The sequence below is a fragment of the Clostridium sp. K04 genome, from assembly GCF_019734375.1.
GTDB lineage: Bacteria > Bacillota > Clostridia > Clostridiales > Clostridiaceae > Clostridium > Clostridium saudiense.
Window position 1 is genome coordinate 16,389 of the sequence record NZ_JAASHD010000037.1, and the last position, 20,032, is coordinate 36,420.

The following is a 20,032-nucleotide window of genomic DNA, read 5'->3' on the forward strand; positions in this document are numbered from 1 at the left end:
AGAAAAACTATAGAGTATTTTAACTAATTTTTTTTACTCTATAGCTTTTTATTTTGATTAGTATTTACTAAATATGACTTATTCTAATCCAATCATGAGGAACTATATCATCCATATTAGCTTCTTTTTGATTAAGCCATATATCAGGAGTTATAATAATTTTATTTTTATTATTATTTAACCATGCTGCCCACCAACTTGCTGTGCTATTTGCTAATATGTTATGCTTACAACTACTCATAATCTGTATATTAGTATAATTAGTCTTATCTATAGCTACATCAATAACTTTTACACTTGTATTTTTAAATGTTTCTTTAGCCCATTCTCTATCATCAGTAAAAACATAAAATTGAGGATTACTTACCTTTTCTTTAATATACTTCAATGAATTATCATAATATTTTTTTGTAGTTATTCCTGTAAATATATTTGCAGCATTACCTTGAAGATAATCACCTCTCCTTACATGTATTCCAACTGAATTTGTGTTTTTTAACTCATTAACTAATTCACTTTTTTCTTTATCTAATGTATTTTTAAATATAAACTCTTTTCTTAGTATTTTTTCTATATCTTTAAAATATTTCTCACTCATCCAATATCCATTTAAATAAACATTATCATAATTTAATATATCAGCATTATAATAAGGTTGATTTTCACAATCAATAATTTTTATATTTCTACAATTCTTTATAATAAATTCATTTGGATCTTCTGTAATATAAATATCTTTATTAATATCAAAAATTCTATTTAAACAAAAATCATATCTAAATTCCCATGTTTTATATGCACTTATATCTAAAACTACATACTTATTCATTTCTTTAAGCTTTCTAGCTAATGCATATTGAAACATTTGATTCCCCGTTCCACCCATTACCCTAACAATTATCATTTTATTTCTCCTAACACTATTTTTAATATCTAATTAATTATCCTTTTAGTTATGCTTTTTAGAGAAAAAATATAAAGTCCTCTCATAGTAATTTATATTTTATTTTTTTAGATTTAAATGAGAATAATAAATTTCGATACAGAACTTTTCCTACTCTAATCTAAAATCTAAATTATTTTTTATAACTTACACATCTTAATATATTTCACAAGTTTTTCTCTAAGATCTCCTCTCTTTAAAGCAAATTCAATATTAGCTTGTAAAAGCCCTAAATTGTCTCCTACATCATATCTATTACCAACAAACTCACATGCATACATTGCTTCAATAGATATTAATTGTTGTAATGCATCTGTTAATTGTATCTCTCCATTTTTTCCTGGCTTAACATTATTTAAAACTTCAAATATTTGAGGTGTTATTATATACCTTCCTAAAATCGCAATATTACTAAGAGCTTCATCTATAGTAGGCTTTTCAATAAGCACTTTAACTTTATATACGTTTTCCTTTATATATAATCCCTTTATTATTCCATACTTCATCACGTCATTTTCATTTACCTTTTGAACTCCTAATATGGATGTTTTATACTCATTAAAACAATTCATCAATTGTTTCAAGCATGGAACTTCACTATCTATAACATCATCACCAAGCATTACTGCAAAAGGTTCATTACCAACAAAGGATTTTGCACAAGAAACTGCATCACCCAATCCTTTTGGCTCTTTTTGTCTTATATAATGTATATCTGCCATACTAGATATCTTTCTTACTATATCTAACTCTTTAAGTTTTCCTGACCTCTCAAGCTGCATTTCTAATTCTATAGATTTATCAAAATGATTTTCTATATATTCTTTATTTCTTCCTGTTATTATTAATATTTCTTCTATTCCAGAATCAACTGCTTCTTCTATAATATATTGAATCGTTGGCTTATCAACTATTGGCAACATTTCTTTAGGTTGTGCCTTAGTTGCTGGTAGAAATCTAGTACCAAGACCAGCAGCTGGTATTACAGCTTTTCTAACTTTCATATTCTCAATTCCCCCATCTAATAAAATATTTTATTATCCTAATTTTTCATATATTTAAATTTATAAATATTAACTTAAACTTCTCCTTTCTATTCTATGAAAAGAAATTATTTCTGTTTACTTTTTCTTATAGCAATTTAATTAACTAAAAATAAAAATTAAGGAGCTATACCAAATTCATGATATAACTCCTCAATTTCAATATTCTATTATTTTTAATTGCCAAAATATTAATTTAAATAAAATAATTTATACCTCTCAAGATATATAAATTTACTTATTTCTTCTATTGTCTATTATAATAATTAATTCCTTCACTAGGTCTAAAATAAGTTCTTATATATCCATCAGATGATACAAAAACAATTTCATTCTTACTTTCATCATAGTAAATTTCATCATTATCTTCAGCCTCAAACTTATGTAAAGATGTTGCAGAATTAATAACTTCATTTGCCCCTTTTAAATACTCTTCTTTAGTAGAATATCCAAACTCACTTCTATGCTTTAAAAAGTGATCTTCCCATAAAGCTTCATTTCTAAATTCAAGGGATACGTTACTACTTTGCTCACTTTGAGCTGTATTAAATATTTCTCCCCAATTAGGTGTTATATTAAATACCTTACCAACAAGTAAAAGTATAACAACTAATCCTGCAGCTATAACACTTCCAAATGTATATTTCTTTTTATTATTATTATTGTTGTTGTAACTTCTATTATTACTATAGTTATTATTTTCTTGTTTATTGCTTATATCAAAATTATTTATATTATCCTTATTTACATTATTGTTATTATCTTTATTCTTCTTTCTACACTCACTACATCTTTTTGGAATATCTAAATCCTTACTTTTATAAAAATTAACTTCTGAATCAGTAAGAGTAAAATCTTTTCCACACTGCTTACATGTTCTCTTTATCACACTGTACCTCCATTTAACATTTTACTTTCTTATTCCTACAATATAGAACTTTATCATATTATAAGTGTGCTTTCTTAACATAATATATATATTCTATTAAACTAATATTATCATAAAATTAAATAATTGCAAAAAGAAGTTATTTCTCTTAATAATTTTGTAATTATATTTAAACAAAAAATTTATATATAATATTACAAATTTATCACAAACTAAAGATATATTTCATAATCAAAAATTTAAGGGAGTGATATTTGTGAAAAAACTTTTAGAATATCTATTTATTATTGAAGGAATTCTATTTGGAATAATAGGTGTTTTATTTTTCATTAATCCATTTAGTACATTTTCAAGCTTTATTAATATTTGTGGAGTATTAATAATTGTAGCTGGAATATTTGCAATTATTAGGTCCTTTACTTCTATGAACAATGTTTTTTTGATTGTAAATGGAACAATTTCAATTTTATTTGGATTGCTTCTTTGCTTCTCTCCTGCAGAAACAATTGACACAATTGCGTTATTTTTTGGTTTATGGGCACTTATTAGAGGAATTTACTTATTCATTATGGCAATTAAATATAAAAATTTAGGATTTAACTTTCATACAGTATATATAATTCTTTTATTCATTTTAGGATTATTGATATTATTTAATCCTTTTATAGCAATATTAGCTACACCTTATATTATAGGTATTTTCTTTATAGTTACAGCTATTTGCGAAATTTATTTAGGATTTAAAATTTAATTATGACTTTTAAAAAACTTTTTTAATGACGAATTGTCAAGCTAAGTGCAACACTTAGCTTGACAATTCGTCTTATAAATAAAAAAGAGCTAGTTTTTACACTAACTCTTAATATAACTCTACTATACAACTTTAGTAGTCCACTCCTCGCAATTCCAGATATCTGTTACAACATCCTTATAGAACTCAGGCTCATGGCACACAAGTAAAATACTTCCCTTATATTCCTTTAAAGCTCTCTTTAATTCCTCTTTAGCTTCAACATCTAAATGGTTAGTAGGCTCATCTAGGATTAAGATATTTGTTTCTTCATTAATAAGCTTACATAATCTTACCTTTGCTTGCTCTCCACCACTTAATACACATACCTTACTTTCAATGTGCTTAGTTGTTAAACCACATTTAGCAAGAGCTGATCTTACTTCATATTGAGTCTTAGAAGGGAACTTTTCCCATACTTCTTCAATACAAGTATTATAATTAGCTTCTTTTATTTCTTGTTCGAAATAACCAATTTGTTGATATTCACCTAAACTAACTTCTCCACCTAATGAAGGAATTACTCCCATTAAACTCTTTAAAAGTGTAGTCTTACCAAGCCCATTTGCTCCAACTAAAGCTATCTTTTGTCCTCTTTCCATATAAAGATTTAGAGGTTTAGTTAAAGGCTCATTATATCCAATAACTAAATCTTTAGTTTCAAATATAACCTTACCTGAAGTTCTTCCCTTTAAGAAATTGAATTCTGGCTTTGGTTTTTCAGCTGCAAGTTCAATCATTTCCATCTTATCAAGCTTCTTTTGTCTAGCCTTTGCCATACCACTTGTTGCAACTCTTGCTTTATTTCTAGCAACGAAATCTTTAAGTTGTGCAACCTCTGCTTGTTGTCTTTCATATGCAGCTTCTAATTGTGCTTTATTAGCTTCGTAAATTCTTTGGAATTCATAATAATCCCCAACATATCTAGTAAGCTTTCTATTTTCCACATGATAAATTAAGTTAATAACTGAATTTAAGAATGGAATATCATGTGATATTAAAATAAATGCATTTTCATATGATTGCAAGAATCTCTTTAACCATTCAATATGCGCTTCATCTAAATAGTTAGTAGGCTCGTCTAGTAAAAGAATATCAGGATTTTCAAGTAAAAGCTTTCCTAATAATACTTTAGTTCTTTGTCCACCACTAAGTTCAGTAACATCTCTGTCAAGACCTACATCTAAAAGTCCTAACCCCTTAGCAACTTCTTCTGCCTTAGCATCTATAACGTAAAATCCATTATTATCTAACATGTCTTGAATAACAGCTGTTCTTTCTAAAGCCTTATTCATTTCATCTTCGTCCATTTCGCCCATTCTACCATAAAGTTCATTCATTTCAGTTTCCATGTCAAATAAGTATTGGAATGCACTTCTAAGGACATCTCTTATAGTTAATCCTTTTGCAAGTTCAGCATGTTGATCCATATAACCAACTCTAACTCTATTACTCCAAATTACTTTTCCCTCATCAGGCATTAATTTGCTAGTAATTATATTCATAAATGTAGACTTACCCTCACCATTTGCTCCAATAAGACCTACATGTTCTCCCTTTAGTAATCTAAATGATACATCTTCAAAAATTGCTCTATCACCAAATCCATGGCTGATATTCTTAACTGTTAAAACGCTCATCCTCATCCTCCAGCAACGTAAAATTTATAATAACTTTATTTATATCAATTTATTTTTTTACATTAAAATAAGGGTGTATCCAATCTCTTAGTTGCAATTAGGCAATTTCAAATTATATATTAAACTTACAGCATAAGCTTAATTAATAACACTTCACCTATAATTTGCCACTTTAAATTGGCTACCTCCCTTATTCATTATACATAAAATTTAGTTAAAATAAATAGAAATTTGTTTCTATTTTTAGTAATCATATTCTCTTGTATCTTCACAAAGTGAAATCTTAAGCACGTCATTCTCAACTGTCTTTTTATATGAACATAAAAATTCATTTAATTCATTGTCCGCTAAATCTATTTTTCCTGGGCTTTTTAAAATAACGTTATGTTCATCTAAAAGAATAGTAAGATTATTTTTATCGTTATTTATTGTATATTCAGTTGCACCTTTTACTTTTAGTCTATCTTTATATTTTTCTTGAAAACCTAAAGTTCTTCTAACTTTTTCATAATCTTTAGGATCAGTTGAAATATTATTTAAGCCTAAACTTTTAAGTTGCTCTTCAAATCCTGTAGTATCTATTCCATATCTCTCCATAAGTTTAGTTTGCATTTTTAAAAACTTATCTTGAGAAATGTTATTTTGTACCATATACTCAGTTAATTGGTTTGAAAAATCCGCCATAGATAGCTTACCTTCAGCAACCTTATAATATAAACTATAAATATATGATTCAAATTGATCTACATCTTTATCATTAACTCTATTTTTAAGCTCATTAAAGTCAATTATTTTATCCATATTCTCTCCTCCTAAGCTCATGTCCTTTTACAAATATTATATACTATACACTCTAGTTTTTCCACAAAGTATTATTGTGAATATTATCTAATTATCTTAACTTTTAACTTTAATCCAAACCTCTTGATATAATTCTAAATTCTCCTTATCTAAAAACTTATATCCTTCACACTTATCTAATATTTCTTGTGGCATATATGCATTTTCATTATTCTTAATTTCATCAGCTTGTTCCTCCATAGCTTGCTTTTGTGGTGTAGTATATCCTATTTCATCAGCTGTTCTTAACGCTATGTCTTTACTACTCATAAAATCTATAAATTTTTCTGCTCCGCTGACATTTTTTGCAGACTTAGGAATTGCCCAAGAGTCTAACCAGAAATCAGCACCTTCTTCTGGAATTACATATTTAAATCTATCGTCTTCAGCTTCTAAGTTTAATCCCTCTCCTGACCAAATCATAGCAATAGATTTTTCCTCTGATCTCATTAAATCTAAAACTTCATCTGCTCCATATGTTGGATTTAATTCTTTCTTTTGCTTTATTAATAATTCTCCAGCTTCTTTTAATTCTTCTTCATTAGTTGAATTTAATGAATATCCTAATGTTTTTAAAGCTACTCCAATTGTATCTCTCATATTATCAAACATAAATACTTCATCTTTATATTTAGAATCAAATAAGCTCTTCCAACTTGTTATGTCTTCATCAATAACTTCAGTATTATATATTAATCCAATTGTACCGTTCATATATGGTACAGTATAATCATTATTAAGATCATATGGTTTACCCATATCCCCTTCATTCATATTTACTATATTAGGTATATTATCTTTATTTATCTTTTGAAGCAATTCTTCTTTTATCATCTTTTCAGCCATATCATCCGAAACTAAAATAACATCATAATCTACCTTTCCGCTAGCAACCTCTTGATACATATACTGCATATCATCAAAAGTTTTTTCATTTACTTTTATTCCCGTTGCTTTTTGGAATTCTTTATAAACTCCTTCTGCTGCATTAGCACCATAATTTAATACATTTATTTCTTCACTAGCTTTACTTTCACAACCAGCGAATATTCCAATTGTAATTAGTATACTTATTAATATAGCACCTAATTTCATCTTATTTCTTTTCATAGAATAAACTCCCTTCATATGTAAATATCAATCTACTTAGTATTATAGTATTATTTCACCTAATAATTCTATTCATCAATTATATAATTTACTATATTTAAGCAAAATAAAAAAGACCTAAAGGTCTTTTATTAATAATTATTATTTTTTAATACTACTTATTATTAATTTAATAATATATTTTATCTTTATTTTATAGCTATTGCTTCTATTTCTATAACTGCATCTTTAGGCAATTTTGCAACTTGAACACAACTTCTAGCTGGTTTATTTTCAGTAAAATAAGTTCCATAAACTTCATTTACTGCTTCAAAATCATTTAAATCTTTTAAAAATATACTTGTTTTTATTACATTATCTAATGATGTTCCAGCTGATTCTAATATAGCTTTTACATTCTCCATTGATTGCTTAGTAGCAAGCTTAATATCTGTTACTAATTCTCCTGTTGAAGGATTTAGTGGAATTTGTCCTGATGTATAAACAAAATCTCCAACTGCTATTCCTTGTGAATATGGACCTATTGCTCCTGGTGCATTATTAGTCTGTATTACTTCTCTCTTCATTATTTTTCCTCCTACCTTCTTATTCAATAAAATAACTTAATTTTTACCATTTAAATAATATTATATTATACATTTGAACATTTTCATATATATTAATAAAATTTACCATAAATTTATCATTTAACTATTTAAGATTTTTTACATTAGTGGTAAAATAAATAATTAAGATAATACTATAAACATAAGTGAAATTCTAAATTTCAACTTATATTAAATTCTAGCTTTATTTAATATAAGTTACATAATTAAGAACAGGAATTTCCTTTTTAACTTATCTTAAAAATTAAATAAACTAATCACAAAAATTACGTATAAATAAAGGGGCGATTTAAATGACTAAAAAAGTAAACATCGATTGGAATAACTTGGGGTTCGAATACATCAAAACTGATTTCCGTTACATTTCTAATTGGAAAGATGGTAAATGGGATGCTGGCCATTTAACAGAAGATAATATGCTTACAATAAGTGAAGCATCTTGCGCACTTCATTATGGACAATCCTGTTTTGAGGGATTAAAGGCTTATAGAACTAAAGAAGGAAAAATTCAACTTTTCAGACCTAATAAAAATGCTGAAAGACTTAATTCAAGTCTTAGAAAACTTCTTATGCCTGAAATTCCGGAAGAAAAGTTTATAGATGCTTGTATGCAAGTTGTTAAAGCTAACGAAGCTTATATTCCACCATATGGAACTGGTGGTACATTATATTTAAGACCATTTGTAATAGGTGTTGGAGATAATATTGGAGTTAAACCTGCTCCTGAATATATATTCTGTGTATTCTGTTTACCTGTTGGTGCATACTTTAAAAGCGGACTTACTCCTTGTAACTTTATGATTGCTGATTATGATAGAGCTGCTCCTCATGGTACTGGTGGACAAAAAGTTGGTGGTAACTATGCTGCTTCAATGCATCCTCATAAAATAGCTGCTGATAGAGGCTTTGCAGATTGTATTTACCTTGACCCTGCAACTAGAACTAATATTGAAGAAGTTGGTGCTGCTAATTTCTTTGGTATAACTAAAAATAATGAATTTGTTACTCCATTATCACCTTCTGTCTTACCAAGTATTACAAAATATTCTCTAATGGAAATTGCAGAAAAATATTTGCATATGCCTGTATATGAAAGACAAGTTCCTATAGATTCTCTTGATGATTTTAAGGAAGCTGGTGCTTGTGGAACAGCTGCAGTTATAACTCCAATTGGAGGAATAGAGTATAAAGATAAACTTCATGTATTCTACAGCGAAACTGAAGTTGGGCCTATAACTAAAGAACTTTATAGAATTCTTTGCGGAATTCAATTTGGTGATATCGAAGCACCTGAAGGCTGGATTTATACAGTAGAATAATTGTATTATTAATGGACATTTTCTAATAGAATTTGTCCATTTTTTAATTTATTTATACATAGTTATAACTATTTAGTAACTTATATTAACATATGAAAACTTTAGGAGGATTTACTATGAAGAAAGCTTTTTCACTTGGATTATTAGCTGCTTTTTTCTTTTCATTCACATTTATACTTAATAGTCAAATGAATATTTCTGGGGGAAGCTGGGTATGGAGCGCCTCTCTTAGATATCTATTTATGTTACCTATTTTATTTATAATACTTTTATTAAAGAAAGAAATTAAACCTGTTTTTAAATCAATAAAAAGTGATCCAAAATCTTGGTTCATTTGGAGCACTGTAGGTTTTGGATTATTTTATGCACCTCTTAGCTTCGCCTCAAAATACGGCGCTTCTTGGATGGTTGCAAGCACATGGCAAATTACTATTATAGCTGGGGCTCTCTTATCTCCATTATTTTTCACTATAACTATAGGACCTAATTATATAGCTCATAAAAGAAATTCTATACCAAAAAAGGCATTATATTTCTCAGTAATAATATTAATAGGAGTATTTTTAATTCAAGTTCAGCAAGCAAATAATATTTCATTTTTTCAAATTTTATTTGGGGTAATTCCAGTAATAATTGCTGCATTTGCTTATCCATTAGGCAATAGAAAAATGATGGATGTTTGTAATAATGAATTAAATACCTTCCAAAGAGTCTTTGGTATGACTTTATGTAGCCTTCCTTTTTGGCTTATTTTATCTATTTTTGGAATAGTAACAGTTGGTTTACCTTCAGATAGCCAAGTGCTTCAATCTTTTTTAGTAGCTTTATTTTCTGGAGTAATTGCTACGACTTTATTTTTTAAAGCTACAGAACTTGTTAAAGGCAATCATCATCAGCTTGCTGTAATTGAAGCAACACAAGCCGGTGAAGTTATTTTCACACTTCTTGGAGAAATTTTAATATTAAAAACAACCTTACCAACAACTATTGGCTATATAGGAATTGTCTTAGTTATTGTAGGTATGATATTAAATAGCTTATTTTCTGATTAATGAAAAAGGTAGCAGTATAAATTAGTATACTGCTACCTTAAATAAAATTATAAATTTTATTTAATTAATCAAAATTACAACTACAAATTATAATACGTAGTGTATTTATTCATTAATTAAAAATTATTTATTTTTTTCTATTAATAATTCGATGTTACATTTACATCTTCCGCCACGGCATCCACCAGCACCTGCACCAGTTTCTTCCTTAACTTCTTCGAAAGAAGTTGCCCCATTCTTTACAGCTTCAACTATTTGTTCTTCTGTTATTCCTCTGCATAAACATACTTTTGACATAATTCCATCTCCTTTGTGTCTATTTTTAACCTATAATTTTTCCAAGTAATTATTCTTCTATAGAAATAGCTTGTACAGGACATCCATCACAAGCTTCTCTTACTGAATCTTCTAGATCACTTGAAATTTCACCTTCAATTGCAACTGCAACCCCTGTGTCTAATGAAAATACGTCTGAACAGACACCTTCACATAATCCACAGCTAATACATACATTTTCATCTACAAATGCTTTCATTTTGCTTATTCCTCCGTCTAAATGTATTTATAGGTTTCCCTAAATAATATTATCAACTAATAATAATTATTTGTCAATATTATTTCTTACTATTTTAGTCAACTTTAATTTTTACAAAAAAATGACAGCTAAGATTAATAGCTGCCATCAATAATATTATTAAGAATTTTTCTTTTCTTTTGTTATAAAGTAATATGGTAAACCTACAAATAATACTCCACCAACAAAGTTACCTAATGAAACCCAAAGTAAGTTATGAACCATGCCCATAATAGTAACATCTGCTCCGTGAGGTAATAATAATCCCATAGTTAAGAATCCCATATTTGCAACACTATGTTCAAATCCAGCAGTTATAAATGTGAATAAACACCACCATATCATTAGTATTTTTGCTGTTTCTTCTTTTAATTTATATGCACACCAAGTTGCTAAACAAACTAATACATTACATAATAAACCTCTTAGGAATAATTCCATTCCTGGTGTATTCATCTTTGTTGCAACATTGTTTACAATAAATTCTCCAATATATTCACTTTTACCGCTAGCAAGTCCAGCTTGTACATATAGTAATGCCCCTACAACACCACCTATTAAGTTACCAAACCAAACTGCAATCCAAATCTTTAATGCATCTAACCAAGTTACTTTCTTTTCTAAAGCTCCAATAGTCATTATCATTGCATTACTAGTAAATAAATCTCCACCACACATAAATACTAAAGTTAAAGCAACACCAAAGCATGCTCCCATTAATATTTTGTAAGTTTCAACGCCTGCATGATGCATTGTTCCGCCAATTGTATAAATTAACATAATTCCTAAGCTTACAAAAAAGCTTCCTAAGAATGCAGATGTTAAATATTTAGCTATACTCTTATTAAATAAGCCAATTTTTACTTCTGCAGAGTGAGTTAAATTATCAATTTCTCTCTTATACATTTCTACACCTCTACCTAATTTATAATCTTTGTATTTTTTTATCACAATTATATATGATACAACTTTTTTCTACTTTTTTCAAACGAAAAATCCCATACTTTTAAAATTCCTCAAACTATTAATATAAAGGTTTACTTTTTAAACAAATAAAAATAATGATTAAAAAAACTTATATTTTATTAATTGTATAGTCAAAATTAATATCTATATTCTACTTCAATAATCAATTAATTTTATAAATAAGAAACCCTAGTTAAATCTTATTAATCTAACTAGAGTTCTAAACTTTTATTAACTTTCAATTATTTTATTTATTCTTTTAATATACATTTCTCTTATTTTTTCATACTGTAATAATGACTTTTTACCAATAGTTATCTCTATACCTTTGGATTTTAATTTTTCACTCCATGAATCATTACTATTTAATATATCATCAATTACATGCTTTCCTGGAATTATAAATAAAGACTTCAATACTATTTTTTTAGTATCATCTTTTAGTATTTCTTCAATTGCTAAATCTAAAGTTTTTTCACCTTCTAAAGTTGCTAAATAAACTCTTTTATTACACTTCTCTCTCACTGATTCTGCAATAATATCATATATTTTATTTGAGTTTTTCTTAGATCCATGCCCAACTAATAATATGTCACTTTTCTCTGAATCATCACAAATTATATTTGCTATTTCCTTACTTTCTTTTATTAGTACTTCTTCTTCATTAGAAAATAAAGTTTTACAAACCACTATTCTTTTCATAGAGTATTTATATTCATCAACAACTTCTTCTATACGTTTTATATCACTAGTACTCATTATGTGTAATGGCTGTATTATAACTTCTTCATACCCTTGGTTAACTAAGTTAAATAATGCCTTACTTAAATGTGGAATAATATAATCATGTCTTTCTTTTAAAAGTTCAATTATTTTATTTGATGTAAAAGCCTTAAGTACTGTATACTCTCCATCAAAATATTCATTTAAATCCTGCTCTAATAAACCTATACTTTGTTTAATCCCCTCTAAATTTGCACTTCCAAACGCTACTAAAACTATTGCTTTACTCATAAAATCCCCCCTTTTTTTAGTTAAGAGTTAAGAGTTAATTAATAAATTCTACTTAGGCTGAATTTATAATATTTTTTGAAACTCCCCAACTATTAACTCAAAACTATTAACCCTTAACTATCTAAAGACTATTAACTATTTAATTCCCTTATGGTTGAAATCTTTTAAATGTTTCTAAGAATTTATCTATGTGTTCTTCAGTATGAACTGCACTTAAAAACATTGATTCAAATTGAGATTGTGGTATATTGAATCCATTTTTATTCATATGCAAGAAATATTTTCTAAACATTTCTAAATCACAGCTTTTTGCATCTTCATAAGTTCTAACAGGATTTCTATCTGTAAAGAATACAGTCATCATTCCCCCAACTCTATTAACTGTTAATTTAATTCCCTTTTCTCTTGCAATATCTTCAATTCCATTTTGAAGCTTTTCACCTAATTTATTTATATGATCATAAATTCCTTGATTTGCTTTTAATATATTTAAAGTCGCCATTCCAGCTGCCATAACAACTGGATTTCCTGACATAGTACCAGCCTGATATACTCCGCCTACAGGTGATAATTTTTCCATTATATCACGTCTACCACCATAAAGACCACAAGGAAGTCCTCCCCCTATTATCTTTGCATAAGTAATTAAGTCTGGCTTAACATTGAATAAACTTTGAGCCCCTTTATAAGCAACTCTAAATCCACTCATAACTTCATCAAATATTAATAATGAACCATATTCATCACATAATACTCTTAAAGTTTCCATAAATTCATCTTCAGCCTTAACTACTCCCATATTACCTGCAACTGGCTCAATAATTACTGCAGCAATATCATCTCCATATGCTTCAAATAAAGATCTAACTTGCTCCATATCATTATATACGCCAACTAAAGTATTTTTAATACTATCATTTGGTATACCTAAACAACCAGCTATTCCTTCAGTTAATACACCTGATCCTGCTTCAACTAAAAAGCCATCAAAGTGTCCATGATAACATCCAGCAAATTTAATTATTTTATTTTTACCTGTATATCCTCTAGCTAGTTTTATAGCACTCATTGTAGCTTCTGTACCTGAGTTAACAAATCTAACCATTTCAACATTATCCATTTCCTCACATAAGAACTTACTCATTTTAAGTTCTAAATCAGTTGGTGTTCCAAACGCAATTGCTGACTCTGATATTTCTTTAATTGCAGTTACTACATCTTCATTAGAATGCCCTAAAATCATAGGTCCCCATGCAAGTACAAAATCTATATAATCCTTACCATCTTCATCAGTTAATATTACCCCTTTTCCTGACTTCATTACTGGAGGATCTATTCCCATATCTCTATATGCTCTTACTGGAGAGTTAACTCCTCCAGGCATATACTTCTTTGATTCTTCAAAAATTTCTTTATTAGACATATTATTCATCCTCCTTAAGCCATTTAGCTGCCTCTAATGCATAATAAGTTATTATCATCTTAGCACCAGCTCTTTTCATTGATAAAAGCATTTCTAATGCAACTAATTTTTCATTAATTAATCCTGCTTCACCAGCATTTTTAACCATAGCATATTCACCACTTACATTATAAACACAAATAGGAGCATTAATTTTGTCTCTTGCTTCTTTTACTATATCTAAATACGACATTGCAGGTTTAACCATTATTACATCTGCACCTTCATTTAAATCTGCTTCAATTTCTGCCATTGCTTCTCTAGAATTTGCTGGGTCCATTTGATATCCCTTTCTATCTCCAAAGCTTGGTGCAGAACCTGCCGCTTCCCTAAATGGTCCATAAAATGCTGATGAATATTTAGCTGCATAACTCATTATAGGTAAACTTTCAAATCCGTTTTTATCTAAAACTTCTCTTATATATCCTATTCTTCCATCCATCATATCTGAAGGAGCAACCATATCAGCTCCAGCCTTAGCATGAGATAAAGCAATTTCACCTAAATATACTAAAGTTTTATCATTATTAACATTATGATTATCTAAAATACCACAATGACCATGATCAGTATATTCACACATACAAACATCTGTAATTATATATAAATTACTATTAAGTTCTTTTAATCTTCTAATAGCTTTTTGTACTATACCATTATCATTATAAGCTTCGCTACCAACACAATCCTTATGATCAGGAATACCAAATAAAATTACTGATTTAACCTTTGCTTCATTTAACTCTTTAACTAATTCATCTAATTTATCTACTGACCAATGGTAATTGCCTTTTAAAGAACTTATTTCTCTCTTTATATTATTACCTTCAACCACGAATACTGGATAAATAAAATCATCTACACTTAATGAATTTTCCCTAACTAAATTTCTTATTACAGAATTTGTTCTTAACCTTCTCCCTCTTCTAAACATTTTCTGCCTCCTTGAATTCTATTATTTCCTTAAGGAATCCTTCTTCTGAGTGCTTCCTACATACAAAGCATTCCATATTATTTGCATTTATTGCTTTTGCTGTTTGTGGTCCTATTGCAATAAGCTTCTTCTCTCTTATAGCTTCTATTCCTAACATATCAATCATATTAGTTACTGTGCTAGGACTTGTAAATAATACATAATCTACTTCATCAAATACTCTCTTATTTTTTACAGTTCCACAAACAGTATCATAAGTATGAACTCTATCTACATGTAATCCTAATGCACTTATTTCATCATATAAATAACTTCTGCTACTTGATGAACATGGAATTAAAACTTTTTCTCCTTTAACTAAATGTGGCTCTAATACTTTAAATAATCCTTCACCTACAAATTCTCTTGCCATAATAAAAGGTACTATTCCTCTATTTATTAATGCCTTTTTTGTAGCCTTTCCAACAACAGAAAATTTAGCTTTTATATTTCTAACATCGTATCCTGTTTCAATTAAATAATCAAAAAAATTATTAACTCCATTTACTGAAGTTAAAATAATATGATCATATTCTGGTAACTTATCTAAATATTCTTTTAAGTTTTCTTTAGTTGATTTAATTTTAATAGAATTAATTTCAGTTACTTCTGCTCCTAAATCACTTAAAGAACTTTTTAAGCTTGAACTTTGTTCTCTTGATCTAGTAATACAGACATTCGTACCAAATAAAGGTTTTTCTTCATACCAAGATAGTTTTTCATTTAAATTAACAACTTCTCCTACAACTATAATACATGGAGACTTAAGCTGAGCCTCTCTGGCCTTATCAGTAATATTCTCTAAAGTTCCTATTACTTTTCTTTGCTTTGATGATGTTCCTCTCATTACAATTGCTGCAGATGTTTCTTTATCTTTTCCATTAGTAATTAGATTTGATACTATTCTTTCTATATTTTCAAGCCCCATCATAAATACTAATGTTCCTTTTTCTTTTGCAAGAGCTTCCCAATTAAGCTTTTCATTTGTTCCTGTCATTCCAGTTACAATATGAAAACTTTGTGCAATTCCTCTATGAGTTATTGGTATACCTGCATAATTTAATACAGCTATTGGTGAAGTTACACCTGGTATTACTTCAAAACATAGTCCTTCTTCTTCAAGAGCTAAAACTTCTTCTCCACCTCTACCAAAAACATATGGGTCTCCACCTTTAACTCTTCCAACTATATGTCCTTCTTTTACAAGTTTCACTATCATTTCATTTATTTCTTCTTGAGTCTTATAGTGAGCACCTGGTTCCTTTCCACAATAATAAATTAAACAATCATCATTTAAATAATTTAAAATGTTATTAGAAACTAATCTGTCATAAAGTACTGCTGTACATTTTTTTAATACCTTTACTGCCTTTACAGTTAATAATTCTTCATCTCCCGGTCCAGTCCCTATAATATAAGCTTTTCCATTCATATTTAATTCCTACCTTCATTAAATTCTGTTATATCATTAGTACTTTTATGCTTTTAATATTTTTTGAGCTAACTTTCTTCCTAGCTCAATATTATCTTCTTTTTTACCTAAAATATCCTTTTTAACTATTGTACCATTTACTTCATATGTTCCAATAATATATATATCATTTCCATCAAGAGTTGCATATGCACCAATTAAACTATGGCATCCACCATTTAATTCTCTCATAAAGCTTCTTTCAGCCTCTACAGTTACTCTTACATCTTTATTATCTAATTCTCTAAAATATTTATTATACTCACCATTTTTTAAGCACTCAATTCCAAGTGCTCCTTGTGAAACTGCTGGAACAAATATTTCTGGATTTAAATATTCAGTAATTATATCTTCCATACCTAATCTTTTTAATCCTGCAGCTGCAAGTATTATTCCATCCATACCTTCATTTTTCATTTTCTCTAATCTTGTTCCAACATTTCCTCTTATAGGAACTATATTTAAATCATTTCTTATAGATTTTATTTGAGCTGCTCTTCTTATACTACTAGTTCCTATTATTGCTCCATTAGGTAGCTGATCTAATTTCAATCCACTACTACAGACTAATACATCCCTAACATCTTCTCTTTCTGGCATTGCTATTAACTCAAAATCCTCTCCCATTTCATACGGTACATCCTTCATTGAATGAACTGCAGCATGAGCTCTCTTTTCTAATAATGCAATTTCTATATCTTTTGTAAATAATCCTTTACCACCGATTTTATTTAGTGATACATCAAGCCTTTTATCTCCTTCTGTAACTACTAAAAGCTTTTTACTATCAATGTTTTCTTTATCCTTCAATAGTTTCATTACTGTTTCAGTTTGAGTTTGAGCTAATGCACTTTTTCTAGTAGCTAAAATTAATTCCATATATTACTCTTCCTTTCTTAAGGATTTTATCTTCCTAACTATCTCTTCATTATAAAACAATTTTAATACTTTATAAATTTTACCTTTATCATAAAAAAATTTACAATCACTTGAATTTATAAATTTTAATAAATCATCTTTAATTTCTTTATCTAAAAATAAGCAATTTCTTATTTCTCCTGTTAGTCTTATATATTCATCAAATTCTCCCAAAGATTCAGTAATAGATTCTGCTACCATTACTGACCCCCTTGGATTCCCTACCTTAGTATTAACTGCTACAGTAATAAATTCACTTTCTCTTGTAACAGGTATTACTCCCATTCCATCCTTAAAGTTTGATGAATTGATATAAATTTTACATAATTTTTTACAATCATCTTTTATTTCATTAATTACATCATTATTATCAATAGCAATTATTATTATATGCTTATCTAATATAAAGTCCTTATTATACTTTCCCTTTATTAGCTTTACTTTATCCCTATTAAACTTATAAAAGTCTTCTAAGAAATCTAATGCTAAAACTTCTATATTACTACCTTTATTATAAAAGTTCCTTACCTTTATTAATGCACCTCGCCCTGCCCCTATTACTCCAATTTTAAGTTTTTCTCCAAAAAACGTTATAGGTGCATAACTTAATTCTCCATGAAGATTTGCTTTAGAATATTCAGACATTCATTTTCACGTCCTTTTAACTTTTCTTCCTTTAATAATTTTATAGCTCTATTTACATAATAGTCTGAAGTACTCTTTATTAAAGTTGTAGCTAACTCAATATCTCTCTTATCTTTACATTTATGCTCAAAAGACTTAACTCTACTTTCTATAACACTATTTCCTGTATTCTTCATTTCATGTATATAATATGTAACTTCTCGAATATTTAACCAATTTTTGTATTCATTTAAATATTCATCAACTAAAAATTTATACTCATTCATTTTTTCATTTCTTAATTTTTTATTATCTACATCTAGTTTGCTTATAGTATCTATATCTAGTAAAGTTACTCTTTCATTTTGTGATAAAGCTTCATCAATATCTCTTGGTAGTGCTAAATCAATTAACATAATTTCTTTTCCATTATTATTTATATAATCATTTTTTATAACAACGTGAGGAGCTGCTGTACAACTTATAACTGCATCTACCTCATTAATAACATCTTTATATTCATTAAAGTCTAAAATCTCTACTCTGTCATCTTTTAAATCTGGGACCTTCCCCTTATTTCTTACAACAATAAATACTTTATTAAACTTACTACCCAATGCATATTTAACTACTAAACTACCTATTGTGCCATATCCTAATACCATAATACTACTTGCACCAAATTCTTCAACTTCCTTTACTGCAATAGATGATGCTGATACTGGTATTTCATACAATTTGCTTTCTGTTCTAAATTTTTTTCCACAACTTATTGCTTCTTCAAATAATCTTAAAAGCTTTGTGTGTATAGCCTTATTCTCCAAACTTAACTCATATGCTAGTTTTATTTGTCCTAATATTTGATCTTCTCCTAATATTTTAGAGTGAAAACCACAAACTACTTCTAATAAATGCTTAGCTACACTTATTCCTTCAAGATAAAAGGTATACTCTAAAAGTGAAATATCCCAGTCTAATACTTCAAATATTTTTCTTATATCCTCTTCACTTTCTAAGCATCCTGAAATATAAATTTCTGTCCTATTACATGTGCTTATTATTACGACTTCTTCATATAGTTTATTTAATTCTTTTACTGCCTTAGATTGCTTACTTAATGCAATTGCCAATCTTTCTCTTATGTTTATATCAACATTTTTTCTTATTCCTATAAGACCTAACACTTAATCACCACATTTCTAAGATACGATTTTATATATTTTCCCAATTCTCTTAACAAAAAAATTAAGGAAGTATCCTCCCTTAACTTTTTCATTATAATACTAAATACAATTTTAATCATTACTTTTATACAATTAAATTTTTTAATAATTAATATAAATCTTTTTAATTTATACTTCCATATATATAATATTGTAGGAATTCATTTAATACAACCTTCTACATTTTATTTCATTTTTCTATTGTGATTAAATATATTTTTACGTATATATTTAATTATATTTTTATTATTATATAATTTATGATAAAATATAATTTCCCCCTACTATAAATGACGATCTGTTAAGTTATATGAACATTGCTCTTCTCAACCTAAGGAAATACAATAAGTTTGCGATACTAAATAATACCCCCTTCGAAAAGGAGAGAAGAACAATGAGCAAAACTAATATAAAATGCCCACGCTGTAATTCTGATAAACTATACAAGTTTGGTATGAATAAGCAGGCTAAACAAAAGTATCAATGTAAGCAGTGTAAGCGCCAATTCGCCATAGACGACGGTGACGGACGTCCTAAACTAAATAATCCTAAATGTCCTAGATGCGGTAAGGGAAC

Annotated in this window: 21 protein-coding genes; 4 read left to right on the top strand and 17 right to left on the bottom strand. The window is 28.0% G+C overall.

Annotation, left to right across the window (positions count from 1 at the left end):
- Positions 1-67: 67 nt before the first annotated feature.
- The 3 genes from HCG70_RS13880 to HCG70_RS13890 all read right to left on the bottom strand — a co-directional run bounded on the left by HCG70_RS13880 (position 68) and on the right by HCG70_RS13890 (position 2,875).
- Positions 68-904 carry an alpha-1,2-fucosyltransferase gene (locus HCG70_RS13880; RefSeq protein WP_042395129.1) on the bottom strand — a complete coding sequence of 279 codons (837 nt, stop codon included), beginning with the start codon at positions 902-904 and terminating at the stop codon, positions 68-70.
- 179 nt (positions 905-1,083) lie between these two features.
- On the bottom strand, positions 1,084-1,947 hold the full coding sequence (gene galU, locus HCG70_RS13885; RefSeq protein ID WP_042395132.1) for a UTP--glucose-1-phosphate uridylyltransferase GalU: 864 nt from the start codon (positions 1,945-1,947) through the stop codon (positions 1,084-1,086).
- Between the two features lie 286 nt (positions 1,948-2,233).
- Positions 2,234-2,875, bottom strand: coding sequence for a zinc-ribbon domain containing protein (locus HCG70_RS13890; protein ID WP_042395137.1), 642 nt, complete (start codon positions 2,873-2,875; stop codon positions 2,234-2,236).
- Between the two features lie 256 nt (positions 2,876-3,131).
- Between HCG70_RS13890 and HCG70_RS17695 the strand changes: the two genes are divergently transcribed.
- A complete protein-coding gene (locus HCG70_RS17695; protein WP_042395140.1) occupies positions 3,132-3,626 on the top strand; it encodes an HdeD family acid-resistance protein in 495 nt (164 codons plus the stop codon).
- Positions 3,627-3,748: 122 nt separating this feature from the next.
- Here the strand turns inward: HCG70_RS17695 and HCG70_RS13900 are convergent, their stop codons facing one another.
- The 4 genes from HCG70_RS13900 to HCG70_RS13915 all read right to left on the bottom strand — a co-directional run bounded on the left by HCG70_RS13900 (position 3,749) and on the right by HCG70_RS13915 (position 7,821).
- Positions 3,749-5,305: an ABC-F family ATP-binding cassette domain-containing protein gene (locus HCG70_RS13900; protein WP_042395146.1), complete on the bottom strand. Its 1,557-nt coding sequence runs from the start codon at positions 5,303-5,305 to the stop codon at positions 3,749-3,751.
- A gap of 243 nt (positions 5,306-5,548) precedes the next feature.
- Positions 5,549-6,106, bottom strand: a complete 558-nt coding sequence (locus tag HCG70_RS13905; RefSeq protein ID WP_042395150.1) for a DUF3867 domain-containing protein — start codon at positions 6,104-6,106, stop codon at positions 5,549-5,551.
- A 96-nt stretch (positions 6,107-6,202) separates the two neighbouring features.
- Positions 6,203-7,255: a PotD/PotF family extracellular solute-binding protein gene (locus tag HCG70_RS13910; protein WP_221697888.1), complete on the bottom strand. Its 1,053-nt coding sequence runs from the start codon at positions 7,253-7,255 to the stop codon at positions 6,203-6,205.
- Between the two features lie 188 nt (positions 7,256-7,443).
- Positions 7,444-7,821: a RidA family protein gene (locus HCG70_RS13915; RefSeq protein ID WP_042395155.1), complete on the bottom strand. Its 378-nt coding sequence runs from the start codon at positions 7,819-7,821 to the stop codon at positions 7,444-7,446.
- 332 nt (positions 7,822-8,153) lie between these two features.
- On the opposite strand from HCG70_RS13915, the gene HCG70_RS13920 reads away from it, so the two are divergent.
- Together HCG70_RS13920 and HCG70_RS13925 are read left to right on the top strand one after the other, a co-directional pair.
- Positions 8,154-9,179, top strand: coding sequence for a branched-chain amino acid aminotransferase (locus HCG70_RS13920; RefSeq protein ID WP_042395157.1), 1,026 nt, complete (start codon positions 8,154-8,156; stop codon positions 9,177-9,179).
- Between the two features lie 116 nt (positions 9,180-9,295).
- Entirely contained in the window at positions 9,296-10,231 is a 936-nt protein-coding gene (locus tag HCG70_RS13925) for a multidrug resistance efflux transporter family protein (RefSeq protein WP_221697889.1), read from the top strand.
- A gap of 123 nt (positions 10,232-10,354) precedes the next feature.
- On the opposite strand, the gene HCG70_RS13930 is transcribed toward HCG70_RS13925, so the two are convergent.
- The 10 genes from HCG70_RS13930 to hemA form a co-directional block, all read right to left on the bottom strand.
- Positions 10,355-10,528: a (2Fe-2S)-binding protein gene (locus HCG70_RS13930; protein WP_042395161.1), complete on the bottom strand. Its 174-nt coding sequence runs from the start codon at positions 10,526-10,528 to the stop codon at positions 10,355-10,357.
- Between the two features lie 49 nt (positions 10,529-10,577).
- Positions 10,578-10,766: a ferredoxin gene (locus HCG70_RS13935; RefSeq protein WP_042395164.1), complete on the bottom strand. Its 189-nt coding sequence runs from the start codon at positions 10,764-10,766 to the stop codon at positions 10,578-10,580.
- Between the two features lie 159 nt (positions 10,767-10,925).
- The gene (locus HCG70_RS13940) at positions 10,926-11,711 is read right to left on the bottom strand and encodes a formate/nitrite transporter family protein (protein WP_042395167.1); all 786 of its coding nucleotides are present in this window, start codon (positions 11,709-11,711) and stop codon (positions 10,926-10,928) included.
- A gap of 291 nt (positions 11,712-12,002) precedes the next feature.
- Positions 12,003-12,785, bottom strand: coding sequence for a sirohydrochlorin cobaltochelatase (locus tag HCG70_RS13945; protein ID WP_042395170.1), 783 nt, complete (start codon positions 12,783-12,785; stop codon positions 12,003-12,005).
- A 148-nt stretch (positions 12,786-12,933) separates the two neighbouring features.
- Positions 12,934-14,208, bottom strand: a complete 1,275-nt coding sequence (gene hemL, locus HCG70_RS13950; RefSeq protein ID WP_042395171.1) for a glutamate-1-semialdehyde 2,1-aminomutase — start codon at positions 14,206-14,208, stop codon at positions 12,934-12,936.
- A gap of 1 nt (position 14,209) precedes the next feature.
- Positions 14,210-15,181, bottom strand: a complete 972-nt coding sequence (gene hemB, locus HCG70_RS13955; protein WP_195949078.1) for a porphobilinogen synthase — start codon at positions 15,179-15,181, stop codon at positions 14,210-14,212.
- A complete protein-coding gene (gene cobA / locus HCG70_RS13960) occupies positions 15,174-16,652 on the bottom strand; it encodes a uroporphyrinogen-III C-methyltransferase (RefSeq protein WP_055276574.1) in 1,479 nt (492 codons plus the stop codon). The genes hemB and cobA overlap by 8 nt, the downstream gene beginning before the upstream one ends.
- Before the next feature lie 45 nt (positions 16,653-16,697).
- Positions 16,698-17,570 (bottom strand): hydroxymethylbilane synthase, encoded by an 873-nt coding sequence (gene hemC, locus HCG70_RS13965; RefSeq protein ID WP_042395178.1) that lies wholly within the window; start codon positions 17,568-17,570, stop codon positions 16,698-16,700.
- Positions 17,571-17,573: 3 nt separating this feature from the next.
- On the bottom strand, positions 17,574-18,254 hold the full coding sequence (locus HCG70_RS13970) for an NAD(P)-dependent oxidoreductase (RefSeq protein WP_055276577.1): 681 nt from the start codon (positions 18,252-18,254) through the stop codon (positions 17,574-17,576).
- Positions 18,215-19,417 carry a glutamyl-tRNA reductase gene (gene hemA, locus HCG70_RS13975; protein ID WP_042395182.1) on the bottom strand — a complete coding sequence of 401 codons (1,203 nt, stop codon included), beginning with the start codon at positions 19,415-19,417 and terminating at the stop codon, positions 18,215-18,217. Before hemA ends, HCG70_RS13970 begins: the two co-directional genes overlap by 40 nt.
- A gap of 433 nt (positions 19,418-19,850) precedes the next feature.
- On the opposite strand from hemA, the gene HCG70_RS13980 reads away from it, so the two are divergent.
- A partial coding sequence (locus HCG70_RS13980; RefSeq protein WP_311776471.1) for an IS1 family transposase occupies positions 19,851-20,032 on the top strand: 182 nt, incomplete at its 3' end.